The organism is Pseudomonas sp. 3HC3, from assembly GCF_044904505.1.
Classification (GTDB): domain Bacteria; phylum Pseudomonadota; class Gammaproteobacteria; order Pseudomonadales; family Pseudomonadaceae; genus Aquipseudomonas; species Aquipseudomonas putida_Y.
The window spans coordinates 64,373-76,136 of sequence record NZ_JADDRH010000021.1 but is presented as its reverse complement, the minus strand read 5'-3'; the positions used below and the strand labels follow the sequence as shown (position 1 = coordinate 76,136).

The following is an 11,764-nucleotide window of genomic DNA, read 5'->3' as shown; positions in this document are numbered from 1 at the left end:
CATGTTCAAGTTGCCCCGCCTGCTGCCTGCCTTATTACTTGCTTTGTGCCTACCCGCTCATGCCAATTGGCACCTGGATGGCGAATCTTCACGGCTGTCCTTCATCACCGGCAAGAATGGCAATACCGCCGAAGTGCATCGCTTTCTGGTGCTGCATGGTACGGTCGACCGCAAGGGTGTGGCCGGTTTGAGGATCGAGATGGACTCGGTGAGCAGCGGTATTCCACTGCGTGACGAGCAAATGCGCGACAACCTGTTCGAGGTCGCGCGCTTCGCCGAGGCCACAGTGAAGACGCAGATCGACCTGCAGCCGATCAATGACCTGGCCGATGGTGCACAGATCGAGTTGCGCCTGCCGCTGACGGTCACCCTGCATGGCCAGTCGCACCGCTACAATGTTTTGTTGCTGGCCACCCGCCTGGATGCGCGGCGCTTCCAGGTGGTGACCCTAGAGCCTCTGGTGCTGCGCGCCGAAGATTTTGGCTTGATGCCGGGCCTGGAAAGCCTGCGCAAGTTTGCCAGGTTGAAGTCCATCAACCCGTCGGTGCCGGTTAGCGCGGTGCTGATCTTCACTGCTCGCTGACATGGCGGGGCCGGTCTTCCCCTGGCGGGATGGCAACCAGTTCGAACTGCTTATCGACGGCCCCGCGTTCTTTCCGCGCATGCTCCTGGCGATCATGCGTGCCGACTTCCAGGTTGACCTGGAACTGTACCTGGTCGAGGCCGGCGCCTGTGCCGAGGCGGTGGTCGACGCGCTGGAGCAGGCCGCCCGGCGTGGCGTGCGGGTGCGCTGCCTGTTCGATGACTACGGTGCATTGGCCTTCAACAGTGCGTTGCGTCAGCGCCTGCTGGACGCTGGCGTGTACTTGCGCTGGTATAACCGCCTGCGCTGGAAGCGTGGCCTGCGTAACCTGTACCGTGATCATCGCAAATTGCTACTGGTGGACGAACGTTGGGCCGTGGTGGGGGGGGCGGGCGTTACCGACGAGTTCTGGAAGCCGGGTGAGGCGACCAGCGAATGGCACGAAGTGATGGTGCAGATGCAGGGGCCGGTGGTGAGCGACTGGCAGTTGCTGTTCGACCGTCAGTGGCACGCCAACACTCGCCGCACCGCCTGGCGCCCTGCTGAAGGCTTTGGCCTGCCGCGTCTGCCCAGGGTGCCTGCGCAGGGACAGGGCATGGGCCGGGTCGCTTATGCCGACGCCCGCCAGCACCAGGACATCCTGCACGCGCTGGTACGGGCACTGAACAGCGGCAAGAAACGGGTATGGCTGGCCACGCCGTACTTCTTGCCGACCTGGAGCGTGCGCCGCTCGTTGCGTCGGGCCGCCAGCAAGGGCCTGGACGTGCGGCTGTTGTTGACCGGTCCGCGCACCGATCACCCCTCGGTACGCTACGCCGGGCATCGTTACTACCCGCGGCTGTTACGCGCGGGCGTACGGATTTTCGAGTACCAGCCGTGCTTCCTGCACCTGAAGATGGCTGTGGTGGACGACTGGGTCAGCGTCGGTTCGTGCAACTTCGACCACTGGAACTTGCGCTTCAACCTTGAAGCCAACATCGAGGCGCTGGACCCGCCGTTGACAGCGGCGGTGGTGGCCAGCTTCGAGCGCGACTTCGCCCTGAGCGAAGAAGTCGATCTCGCTCACTGGCATGCGCGCCCTTTGTGGCGCAGGGTCAAGCAACGGATCTGGGGCTGGCTCGATCGGTTGGTGGTCAACTTCCTCGACCGGCGTGACTGACAACGGCTATCGTGCAGTGACTATTCACGGTTAACCGAAGGAGTGGGCAAGATGACGGCGAAGAAAATTCTCATGCTGGTGGGCGACTACGTCGAGGATTACGAAGCGATGGTGCCGTTCCAGGCCCTGAGCATGGTAGGCCACACGGTGCATGCGGTGTGCCCGGAAAAGCTGGCGGGGCAGACTGTGCGTACCGCGATTCATGACTTCGAGGGTGAACAGACCTACAGCGAAAAGCCCGGGCACAATTTTGCCCTGAATTATGACTTCGTGCGGGTGCGGCCCGAGAGTTATGACGCGCTGCTGATTCCAGGTGGCCGTGCACCAGAGTACCTGCGCCTGAATGAAAAGGTGCTGGAGCTGGTGCGTGCGTTCGACCAGGCCGGCAAGCCGATTGCAGCGGTATGCCATGGTGCCCAGTTGCTGGCGGCGGCTGGGGTGCTGGATGGGCGTGAATGCAGCGCGTACCCGGCATGTGCGCCAGAAGTGCGCCTGGCGGGTGGCACGTTCATCGACATCGCGGTGGACCAGGCGCATGTGGATGGCAACCTGGTGACCGCACCGGCATGGCCAGCGCACCCGGCCTGGCTGGCGGCGTTCCTTCAAGTGCTGGGCACGCGTATTGTCTGACAGGCTTGTTTGAGTGGGCAGCGGGTTGCTTCAGGCAACCTGCTCAACCCAGTCATTGAGGTTGTAGTAGTTGGTCACCCGGGCAATCTTGCCACAGTGAATATAGAAGAACGCCCCCGCCGGCAGCACATAGGTCTGCCCGTTTGCCGCCGGCAAGCCTTCGTCATCGACCAGGTATTCGCCATGCACGGTGAACTCCGCCGCCGCGCGGCTGCCATCGGCGTTCTGCATCACCACGATGTCGGCCAGGCGCTCGCGGTAGCAGCGGTTCATCTTTTCCATGAACGCGGCGAACCTGGCCTTGCCCATCTGACGCTCGCCCTGGTTGATGTCGTGGATCACGTCTTCGCTGAGCAGCGCCAGAAAGCCTGGCATGTCACCCGCGTTGAAGGCGGCGTAGTAAGCATTTACCAGTTCGGTTGCGGTCATGGAACAATTCCTGTCGTGTAGGGAAAAGGCGGGTCGCTAACTCGGATGATAGGGTTTCCCCTCAAGCCCGGCTTAGCCGAGCGCGTCATCCACATCGACAAAACGACCGCCAAACATGGAAATACGCCTGTTGCACGGTGCCGCTATCGCGCCTTACATCGATGACCTCGCTCGCCTGCGCCTTACTGTGTTCCGCGAGTTCCCCTACCTTTACGACGGCACCCCGGAGTACGAGGCCGACTACCTGGCCAACTATGCCCGCTCCGGGCGCAGCCTGGTTGTGCTGGCGCTGGACGACGGCAAAGTGGTCGGCGCTTCTACCGGCCTGCCGCTGGTGGACGTCGCGCCCGAATTCCAGCAGCCATTCCTGGCCCAGGGGCGCGACCCGGCCAGTGTGTACTACTTCGGTGAGTCGCTGGTGTTGCCGGCATACCGCGGTCAGGGCCTGGGGGTTCGCTTCTTCATCGAGCGCGAGTCCTACGCACACAAACTGGCCGAGTTCGATTATTGCGCGTTCTGCGCGGTCGAACGGCCTGGCGCACACCCGCGACGGCCAGCAGAGTACAAACCCTTGCACGGCTTCTGGCGCAACCGCGGCTTCCTGCACGACCCGTCGCTGCGCACCACCTACGCCTGGCGCGACCTGGACGAGCAGGAAAGCTCTGACAAGCTGATGTCATTCTGGCTCAAGGCACTGCCGATATGATTCGCCTGGCGGCCTGCCAGTACGCCATCGAGCTGCATGAGACGTGGGACGCCTACGCCGACCACCTGCAAGGCCTTTGCGCCGAAGCGGTGGAGGCGGGGGCACGCTTGCTGCTGTTGCCGGAGTACGCCGGGCTGGTGCTGAGCGGCCAGCTGAATGCCGGGCAGCGGGAAGACCTGAAGGCATCGATTGCCGGCATCCAGCCGCTGATCGAACCCTGGAAAGCGTTGTGCGAGAGCCTTGCCCGACGCTGGGGGATCTACCTGCAACCGGGCAGTGTGCCGGTGCTGGACGATGATGGGCGCTACCGCAACCGTGCCTGGCTGTTCGGCCCCCAAGGTGTGCTGGGTTATCAGGACAAACTGATGATGACCCGCTTCGAGCGCGAGCAGTGGGACATTGCTGCAGGCCAGGGGCTGCAGGTGTTCGAAACCGAACTAGGGCGCTTGGGCATTCTGATCTGCTACGACAACGAGTTCCCGATGCTGGCCCGTCGCTTGGCCGAGTGTGGTGCCGACCTGATCCTGGCGCCGAGTTGTACCGATACCGAGGCCGGTTACCATCGGGTGCGTATTGGCGCCCAGGCGCGCGCCCTGGAGAACCAGATTGCCGTGTTGCAGAGCCCTACGGTGGGGGTGGCGCCGTGGTCGCCGGCATTGGACGAGAATATTGGTCGGGCAGGCCTGTTCGTGCCGCCGGATCACGGGATGCCAGGGGATGGGGTGCTGGCGTTGAGTGAGCAGTTGAACCCGGACTGCAGCCAGTGGCTGGTGTGCGAGGTAGATCTGGAGGAAGTGCGGCGGGTGAGGCAGGAAGGGCAGGTGTTTACCTGGCGGGACTGGCCGGAGCAGTTCGAGAGAGTCCTGTGATGACAGTGGCGGCCTCTTCGCGGGCAAGCCCGCTCCCACAGTCAAACGCGTAGCCTTCTGGCTTGCGCTGAACTTGTGGGAGCGGGCTTGCCCGCGAAGCAGCCGCCGCAGTTACATCAGGTTACTTCACTTCGACGGCCAGGCTTTCGGCAATCTTGCTCTGCCACAGGGCAGGGCCAGTGATGTGTACCGACTCGCCGTTGCTGTCCACAGCGACGGTTACCGGCATGTCCTTGACCTCGAACTCGTAGATCGCTTCCATGCCCAGCTCGGCGAAGGCCAGTACCTTCGACTTGCGGATGGCCTGGGCGACCAGGTAGGCAGCGCCGCCAACAGCCATCAGGTACACGGCCTTGTTGTCCTTGATCGCCTCGATGGCGGTCGGGCCACGCTCGGACTTGCCGATCATGCCCAGCAGACCAGTCTGCTCGAGGATCTGGCGGGTAAACTTGTCCATACGGGTAGCAGTGGTCGGGCCGGCTGGGCCTACCACTTCGTCACCCACCGGGTCGACCGGGCCGACGTAGTAGATGAAGCGGCCTTTCAGGTCTACCGGCAGCTCTTCGCCACGGTTGAGCATTTCAACCATGCGCTTGTGCGCGGCATCGCGGCCGGTCAGCATCTTGCCGTTGAGCAGGATGGTTTCACCCGGCTTCCAGCTGGCCACTTCTTCTGGGGTGATGTCGTCGAGGTTGACGCGACGGGCGCTCGGGCCAGCTTCCCAGACGATTTCCGGGTAAGCGTCCAGCGACGGCGCTTCCAGTTCTGCCGGGCCGGTGCCATCGAGCACGAAGTGGGCATGGCGGGTGGCGGCGCAGTTGGGGATCATGCACACCGGCAAGGACGCGGCATGGGTCGGGTAGTCCATGATCTTGACGTCGAGCACGGTGGTCAGGCCACCCAAGCCCTGGGCGCCGATGCCCAGCTGGTTGACCTTGTCGAACAGCTCCAGGCGGATTTCTTCCAGGCGGTTCTGTGGGCCACGGGCTTTCAGTTCGTGAATGTCGATGGACTCCATCAACACTTCCTTGGCCATGACCGCGGCCTTCTCGGCGGTACCGCCGATGCCGATGCCGAGCATGCCAGGCGGGCACCAGCCAGCACCCATGGTCGGCACGGTCTTCAGTACCCAGTCGACGATCGAGTCGGACGGGTTGAGCATGGCCATCTTCGACTTGTTTTCCGAGCCGCCGCCCTTGGCTGCAACATCCACTTCGACCTTGTCGCCAGGGACGATGGAGTAGTGGATCACTGCCGGGGTGTTGTCCTTGGTGTTCTTGCGGGCACCGGCCGGGTCGGCCAGGATCGAAGCGCGCAGGACGTTCTCAGGCAGGTTGTAGGCGCGACGCACACCTTCGTTGATCATGTCGTCGACGCTCATGGTGGCGCCGTCCCAGCGCACGTCCATGCCCACGCGGATGAACACGGTGACGATACCGGTGTCCTGGCAGATTGGACGATGGCCGGTGGCGCACATGCGCGAGTTGATCAGGATCTGGGCGATGGAATCGCGTGCAGCAGGCGACTCTTCACGCAGATAGGCCTCGTGCATGGCCTGGATGAAATCGACGGGGTGGTAGTACGAGATGAATTGCAGGGCGTCGGCGACGCTCTGAATCAGGTCGTCTTGCTTGATCACGGTCATGCAGCGCGCTCCTCTTAAAGACGGGAACATTCAAAAAGACGCTCGACATAGCCGACCAGCACGTCGAAACGCCTTGCAAGGCGCCGGCAGGTCAGGCCGACGGAAAAAGGCGCGGCAGTATAGCGCGCATCCGTGCCCGGCACACCTGCGGCCGGTCTGGACCATGGTCGGTAACGGGCAGGCATGGTTTTCCTGCCAAGCGTGACGTCGCAGGCGACAGGTATCCAAGAGGCTGAGTGGTGATAGGGAGTGAGCCGACTGAAGAATATGGATGGTACAGGCCGAGTTCGTGCACGGGTTAAGGTGAACTCGGCCGTTGATCACTACAACGTAGCAGAGGTGATGGAGTCAACTGTCCGTGTTGCAACGGAGTAAAAAGCCCACGCGGGCACGACCGGACTCGAAATCGGTTCCGCAGATGATGGTTTTGCCAGTCACCTCGGCGCTGGATCTCAAGGCAATATCGATGCTGTCACCCAATGCAATGCGTCCCCAGCCGCGGTTTTCACCAAATGCTGTGTCAGGAGTTCCGTCAAGGTTGAAGCGCCCGACGACGACATCAGCTTCTTCACCGCCTAACGTGGAACCGGTGGTGATAATTTTCTCCAAGGAACGGTTGACGTATCCGCTTGTCCACTGCCCGCCCTCACCACCAAAATCGGTGGCGCCACCGAAGCCGGGGATTTTCGAGCCGCTGCGCGTAAAGGCCGTCAGGTAGCCTTTTTGCAGGCCCTCCGAGGCGATGCAAACGATACTGCCTTCATCATTCAGCGTATCCAGATCATGGAAATACAGGCCGCTCTCGAACTCCGATAGTAAATATCCATTCGCACCAAACTCTCCATCTTCCAAACCAGTGTCTTTCAAGCAGACTATGTAGGGGCCACTGTCGCCATTGATTGTAGTGCTGCCGCAGACATAGATTTTTCTGCCTGTGATCAAGCAGACTCTCCCGGAACTTTCGGAACATAGGGGAGGGGTCAGGAATTTATATCCAACCTTATTGAAGCTGGTGTCGTAATTCCCGTCGAAGTTGAACTTCATCAGCACGCTGAGTGACCAGGGGTACTGGTAGGTGACAAAAACTCCGTCTGCACTGGATGTGCTGGAGAGGGTCGGTGCCGCTGCCGGATTCGTTGTCGGATTTGTTGAGGACTTCGGAGGTGGCGGGGGCAGTTCGATGACCTTGTGTCCATGGCTGCCGAATCGGGTGTCCAACTGCCCGTTCGCAGTGAAACGAGCCAGCGCCGGCAACTCCAAGTTGGTCGATGGGTCGCGGCAGGTGCCCGTGATGATGATGTGCTCGCCGTGCAGATGAATGCCTGCGGATGAAGAGTTGAAGCCCTCTTTGAAGGTTCCGGTAGCCAAGCCACCTTTGCCAAACGTAGTATCCAATTTCCCGTTGTGGTCTATGCGCATGAGCGCATAACCCAACGCATCGCCAATACGGGTCTGACCCACGCACAGGCGCCATTTATCATGTTTGGCTGAGACTGTTGAGGCGTTTATTGCCACCAAGTTCGGGTCTGGATAAGCAATGCCTTGTTCGCCATAGCCAGGGTCTAATAGTTCTGATTTTATAGGTGTGAATTTCATGATGGGTACCTCCACGCTTGAGGAGATCCCAGCGTGATGTGTTAGCCATCAAGGTTAAACTGTCAAATTTGTCAGTTGACACTCAATTCGTTGATTGTAAAAAAATAATTCTGCCGTCGCTGTGGTACATTCGCCATGAAACCCGCAATCAGGTTCCTGGTTTTGGAGAAACTGTAATCATGCCCATAATCTGTGTGGGCTTGCGCCGTTGGACTGTGCCCATTGGCAGCAACCTGCTCGATGCCCTCAACGAGGCGGGGCTGAATGTGCCTTACAGTTGCCGCGCCGGCAGTTGCCACGCCTGCCTGGTGCGCTGCCTTGAGGGCCAGCCGGCAGATGCTTTGCCCGAGGCATTGGCATTGGAGAAACACGCCCAGGGCTGGCGTCTGGCTTGCCAGTGCCGGGTAGTCGAGGACCTGCGCGTGGCGTTATACGACCCCTTGCTGGGTGGTGTACCGGCGCAGGTCTGTGCGTTGGACTGGTTTGGCGATGTATTGCGCCTGCGGTTGCGCCCCGATCGGGTGGTGCGTTACCAGGCGGGGCAGCACGTGGTGCTGTGGCTAGGCGCGGTTGCTCGACCTTATTCCTTGGCCAGCCTGCCGGGTGAGGATGATTTTCTCGAGTTTCATATCGATTGCCAGCGGCTTGGTGCCTTTTGCGACAAGGTACGTGGTCTACAGGTCGGCGATCAGATGCGTTTGGGGGAATTCAGAGGCGGAGCCCTTCATTACGACCCAGATTGGCAGGAGCGGCCGCTGTGGTTGCTGGCCTCGGGAACCGGGCTGGCGCCGCTCTGGGGTATCTTGCGCGAAGCGTTGCGCCTGGGGCATCGGGGCGAAATCCGCGTGCTGCATGTGGCGCGGGATCCGGCGGGGCACTATCTGGCGGAGCCGCTGCTGAAGCTGCCAGGGGTGAGTGTCGAGTTGGTGCTGGTGGAACAGATGGATGAAGCGTTGGCCGGGATGCGGCTGTTGTCGCGGCAGACGGTGGTGCTGCTGTGTGGGGCGCCTGGGAGTGTCGAGCGGTTTGCCCGGCGGATGTTCATCGCAGGCGTGCCGCGGGGGCAGGTGTTTGCTGATGTGTTCGTCGAGCATGCCTGAGGGTAGCCTTGTGATGCGGAGGGACCGCAAAGCGGCCCCTCCCTCTTTCATGCGGCGCTGTGCTCGGCGACGGGCACCTCGGCCTGCGCCCGCCGATAGAGAACAAGGTAATACGACCCCAGTCCGATCAACCAGCAGAACACTGCTGTCCACACATTGTGCGACAGGAAGTGCGCCCCCTGCATCATCCTGCCCACCGACAGTATCGACCCTGCTACCAGGGCTACTAAAAACGCCACCCGCGCCAGGCGCGGCTTGCGATCACGCAGCATGAAGAACAAGGCGAACAGGCAGAACCCGGTCGCGGCATGCCCGCCCGGCCAGCACAGCCCAGGCTTGTTGGTAGGCGGCCGTGGTTCCAGCAGCTTGCTGTACGTTTCGGTGCCGCCAAACTGGGTCAGGCTCCAAGGGCACTGCACCTGGGTGACTTTTTTCAGCGGCGTGACAAACGCTGTCGACAAGCCCAGCGCCAGCACCAGGCAGCCTAGTTCACGGCGCCAGCCAAACAGGCGCTTCCAGAAAAGGCTCGCGGCAAAGGTCAGCAGCGATATCACCCCCAACAGGATCACCACTTGCTTGACCCGGTCATGCAGGATGTTTTCCAACACGTAACTGTGGCGGCCAATGAACTGCCCGGCAGCGGGGTCGAAGAACAGGTTGGCGACATCCATGTCGACTGAAGTCAGTTCCAGCAGGAACAGGGCCAGCGCAGTCGCCAGGGGAATCCCCAGGTACAGCCAGTAGTTGATCGGGCGAGGGCGGGTGCGTTGCTGCATGACGGCTCCAGGGCGCGAAAAAGATCGGGTATTGTCGGCCGCCCGCTATCCTGTGTCCGTGAAGGATCAGTGAAAAAACTGTCAAGGGCGGTGAATTTTCCCAAGGGCTGGCACCGTGCAAGCATAGGCCTTAAGCTGCGCCTGCCGCGCACCACAGCGAGAAGCGCCGCACAGGAGAAACCGATGCGCATTCTTTTGGTTGAAGACAACCGCGATATCCTGGCCAACCTGGCCGATTACCTGGGCATGAAGGGCTACACCGTCGACTGTGCCCAGGATGGCCTGTCCGGGCTGCATCTGGCCGCCACCGAGCACTATGACCTGATCGTCCTCGACATCATGCTGCCAGGCATTGATGGTTACACCTTGTGCAAGCGCCTGCGCGAAGATGCCCGCCGTGACACGCCGGTGATCATGCTCACTGCCCGTGACCAGCTGGACGACCGCCTGCAGGGCTTCCGCTCTGGGGCTGACGACTACCTGCTCAAGCCATTTGCCCTGTCGGAGCTGGCGGCGCGCATCGAAGCGGTGCTGCGCCGTGCCCAGGGCGGTGGGCGGCGCACCCTGCAGGTGGCTGACCTCAGCTACGACCTCGATACCCTCGAGGTAACCCGCCAGGGTCGCCTGCTGAAGCTCAACCCGGTCGGCCTCAAGCTGCTGGCGGTACTGATGCAGAAAAGCCCGCACGTACTGCGCCGCGAGGTGCTGGAAGAAGCCTTGTGGGGCGATGACTGCCCCGATAGCGACAGCCTGCGCAGCCATGTGCATCAGCTGCGCCAGGTGATCGACAAACCGTTTGAAAAACCGTTGCTGCATACCGTCCATGGCGTCGGCTATCGCCTCGCCGAGGGCCGCGATGGAGTTTAAGCAAAGCCTTGCCCAGCGCATCATCATCGCCTTTGCCCTGATGAGCGCGCTGGTGGCCGGGGCCTTCGCATTCGGTATCGTCGCCACGGTGCATCTGGTCGAGGAGCGACTGATTTCTTCGGTACTGGGCGGTGATCTGCAGCGCCTGCTGCGTATGGACAGCGTCAGTGACTGGAGTCATCGGCCTCGCCCAGATCAGCTGTTCTACTTCAGTGGTGGGCGTGACGACTTCGAGCTACCCAAGGACCTGCGTCACCTCGACCGCGGTTTCCACGAGGTGTTCCGAGACCAGCTGTCGTACCACGCCATGGTCGAGATCGTCGATGGTCGCCGCTATGTACTGCTGCAGGACCAGAGCGACTTCGAGGAGCGCGAGCGCATACTGTTTGCCGTGGTTGTGGTGGGCTTCGTGCTCAGCCTGGTGCTGGCGGTCATCCTTGGCTGGTTGGTTGCACGTCGGGTAATGGCTCCGGTCATCCGGCTGGCGCGTCAGGTGCGCCACCGCGATCAGTTACTGGGCCTGGCCCCACCGCTGGCACCGGATTATGCGGCAGACGAAGTCGGCCAGCTTGCAGTGGCTTTCGACGACACCCTGGGCCGCTTGCGTGATGCGCTGACCCGCGAGCGGCTGTTCACCAGCGATGTCAGCCACGAGCTACGCACGCCGTTGATGGTGTTGGCTACCTCGTGTGAGCTTCTGATGGAAAACCCTGGCCTTGATGCCCGCGCGCGTAGCCAGGTGGAGCGGGTTGCGCGGGCTACCGAAGAAATGCGCGAGCTGGTCAAGACCTTCCTCATGTTGGCCCGGGCGCAGCGTGATGAGGGTGCAGTGGCGTCACGGGCGACCCTGCGCGAAGTGGCCGATGAGCTCATCGGGGTGTGGCGCGACACCATCGAACAGAAAGGCCTCACCCTGTATTTCGATGGCCGCGTGAGTGCTAGCCCTGTGCTGTACAACGCCACCTTCCTGCAGTCGGTGATGGGCAACCTGCTGCGTAATGCTGCGCACTACACCGACAGTGGGTATATCCGCCTGAGCCTGGAAGCCAACGGTTTCAGCGTAGAAGACAGCGGAGTGGGTATCCCCGAAGAGCAGCGCGAGGCCATGTTCAGGCCGTTCGTGCGCGGCGATGAACGGCGTGGCGAGGGCCTGGGGCTGGGGCTTTCGCTGGTACAGCGGATCTGTGACGACCAGGGTTGGCGTGTCACCCTGACATCCACCTTGCCACATGGCTGCCGCTTCCAGGTGGACCTGAGCAACACCGCGGCCAAAGGTGATACGGACGCCTTGGTCGGGTAATTTCTTGTATCAGGTCAACTGGTACTCAACGTTTTTTTCACACTGGCATGACCTGATTCCAACGCTTGCATACCTAATGTGGGCGCAATGGAGTCAGGAGATGC

The 11,764-nt window shown here is 61.5% G+C and carries 12 protein-coding genes; 8 read left to right on the top strand and 4 right to left on the bottom strand.

Annotation, left to right across the window (positions count from 1 at the left end; genetic code table 11):
• The first annotated feature begins 1 nt into the window (after position 1).
• From INQ47_RS21965 to INQ47_RS21955, 3 genes are read left to right on the top strand one after another with little or no spacing between them, the layout of a single operon-like run.
• Positions 2–583: a YceI family protein gene (locus tag INQ47_RS21965; protein ID WP_176683787.1), complete on the top strand. Its 582-nt coding sequence runs from the start codon at positions 2–4 to the stop codon at positions 581–583.
• Between the two features lies 1 nt (position 584).
• On the top strand, positions 585–1,742 hold the full coding sequence (locus INQ47_RS21960; protein ID WP_404702582.1) for a phosphatidylserine/phosphatidylglycerophosphate/cardiolipin synthase family protein: 1,158 nt from the start codon (positions 585–587) through the stop codon (positions 1,740–1,742).
• Positions 1,743–1,793: 51 nt separating this feature from the next.
• Complete coding sequence (locus INQ47_RS21955) at positions 1,794–2,372, top strand: DJ-1/PfpI family protein (RefSeq protein ID WP_252460157.1); 579 nt, start codon at positions 1,794–1,796, stop codon at positions 2,370–2,372.
• Between the two features lie 30 nt (positions 2,373–2,402).
• Here the strand turns inward: INQ47_RS21955 and INQ47_RS21950 are convergent, their stop codons facing one another.
• The gene (locus INQ47_RS21950) at positions 2,403–2,801 is read right to left on the bottom strand and encodes a nuclear transport factor 2 family protein (protein ID WP_021781812.1); all 399 of its coding nucleotides are present in this window, start codon (positions 2,799–2,801) and stop codon (positions 2,403–2,405) included.
• A gap of 115 nt (positions 2,802–2,916) precedes the next feature.
• Between INQ47_RS21950 and INQ47_RS21945 the strand changes: the two genes are divergently transcribed.
• Positions 2,917–3,507 (top strand): GNAT family N-acetyltransferase, encoded by a 591-nt coding sequence (locus INQ47_RS21945; RefSeq protein ID WP_003255235.1) that lies wholly within the window; start codon positions 2,917–2,919, stop codon positions 3,505–3,507.
• Complete coding sequence (locus INQ47_RS21940; RefSeq protein WP_404702581.1) at positions 3,504–4,376, top strand: carbon-nitrogen hydrolase family protein; 873 nt, start codon at positions 3,504–3,506, stop codon at positions 4,374–4,376. Before INQ47_RS21945 ends, INQ47_RS21940 begins: the two co-directional genes overlap by 4 nt.
• Before the next feature lie 121 nt (positions 4,377–4,497).
• On the opposite strand, the gene INQ47_RS21935 is transcribed toward INQ47_RS21940, so the two are convergent.
• Positions 4,498–6,021, bottom strand: a complete 1,524-nt coding sequence (locus tag INQ47_RS21935) for a fumarate hydratase (protein WP_003255232.1) — start codon at positions 6,019–6,021, stop codon at positions 4,498–4,500.
• A gap of 348 nt (positions 6,022–6,369) precedes the next feature.
• Entirely contained in the window at positions 6,370–7,617 is a 1,248-nt protein-coding gene (locus INQ47_RS21930) for a hypothetical protein (RefSeq protein WP_404702580.1), read from the bottom strand.
• A gap of 179 nt (positions 7,618–7,796) precedes the next feature.
• Here INQ47_RS21930 and INQ47_RS21925 point away from each other — a divergent pair, with 179 nt between their 5' ends.
• Positions 7,797–8,717 (top strand): iron-sulfur-binding ferredoxin reductase, encoded by a 921-nt coding sequence (locus tag INQ47_RS21925; RefSeq protein ID WP_404702579.1) that lies wholly within the window; start codon positions 7,797–7,799, stop codon positions 8,715–8,717.
• 47 nt (positions 8,718–8,764) lie between these two features.
• Here INQ47_RS21925 and INQ47_RS21920 read toward each other — a convergent pair whose 3' ends face one another.
• Positions 8,765–9,493 (bottom strand): phosphatase PAP2 family protein, encoded by a 729-nt coding sequence (locus tag INQ47_RS21920; RefSeq protein ID WP_404702578.1) that lies wholly within the window; start codon positions 9,491–9,493, stop codon positions 8,765–8,767.
• Between the two features lie 183 nt (positions 9,494–9,676).
• On the opposite strand from INQ47_RS21920, the gene colR reads away from it, so the two are divergent.
• Both colR and INQ47_RS21910 read left to right on the top strand, forming a co-directional pair.
• Positions 9,677–10,360, top strand: a complete 684-nt coding sequence (colR, locus tag INQ47_RS21915; protein ID WP_003255215.1) for a two-component system response regulator ColR — start codon at positions 9,677–9,679, stop codon at positions 10,358–10,360.
• Entirely contained in the window at positions 10,350–11,660 is a 1,311-nt protein-coding gene (locus tag INQ47_RS21910; RefSeq protein ID WP_404702577.1) for a sensor histidine kinase, read from the top strand. The genes colR and INQ47_RS21910 overlap by 11 nt, the downstream gene beginning before the upstream one ends.
• The last annotated feature ends 104 nt before the right edge of the window (positions 11,661–11,764 follow it).

Bases quoted from the DNA above. Each gene is read 5' to 3' on its own strand.
- INQ47_RS21945 (WP_003255235.1), top strand. From the start codon at position 2,917: ATGGAAATACGCCTGTTGCACGGTGCCGCTATCGCGCCTTACATCGAT.
- INQ47_RS21940 (WP_404702581.1), top strand. From the start codon at position 3,504: ATGATTCGCCTGGCGGCCTGCCAGTACGCCATCGAGCTGCATGAGACG.
- INQ47_RS21960 (WP_404702582.1), top strand. From the start codon at position 585: ATGGCGGGGCCGGTCTTCCCCTGGCGGGATGGCAACCAGTTCGAACTG.
- INQ47_RS21935 (WP_003255232.1), bottom strand. From the start codon at position 6,021: ATGACCGTGATCAAGCAAGACGACCTGATTCAGAGCGTCGCCGACGCC.
- INQ47_RS21950 (WP_021781812.1), bottom strand. From the start codon at position 2,801: ATGACCGCAACCGAACTGGTAAATGCTTACTACGCCGCCTTCAACGCG.
- colR (WP_003255215.1), top strand. From the start codon at position 9,677: ATGCGCATTCTTTTGGTTGAAGACAACCGCGATATCCTGGCCAACCTG.
- INQ47_RS21930 (WP_404702580.1), bottom strand. From the start codon at position 7,617: ATGAAATTCACACCTATAAAATCAGAACTATTAGACCCTGGCTATGGC.
- INQ47_RS21965 (WP_176683787.1), top strand. From the start codon at position 2: ATGTTCAAGTTGCCCCGCCTGCTGCCTGCCTTATTACTTGCTTTGTGC.
- INQ47_RS21910 (WP_404702577.1), top strand. From the start codon at position 10,350: ATGGAGTTTAAGCAAAGCCTTGCCCAGCGCATCATCATCGCCTTTGCC.
- INQ47_RS21955 (WP_252460157.1), top strand. From the start codon at position 1,794: ATGACGGCGAAGAAAATTCTCATGCTGGTGGGCGACTACGTCGAGGAT.
- INQ47_RS21920 (WP_404702578.1), bottom strand. From the start codon at position 9,493: ATGCAGCAACGCACCCGCCCTCGCCCGATCAACTACTGGCTGTACCTG.
- INQ47_RS21925 (WP_404702579.1), top strand. From the start codon at position 7,797: ATGCCCATAATCTGTGTGGGCTTGCGCCGTTGGACTGTGCCCATTGGC.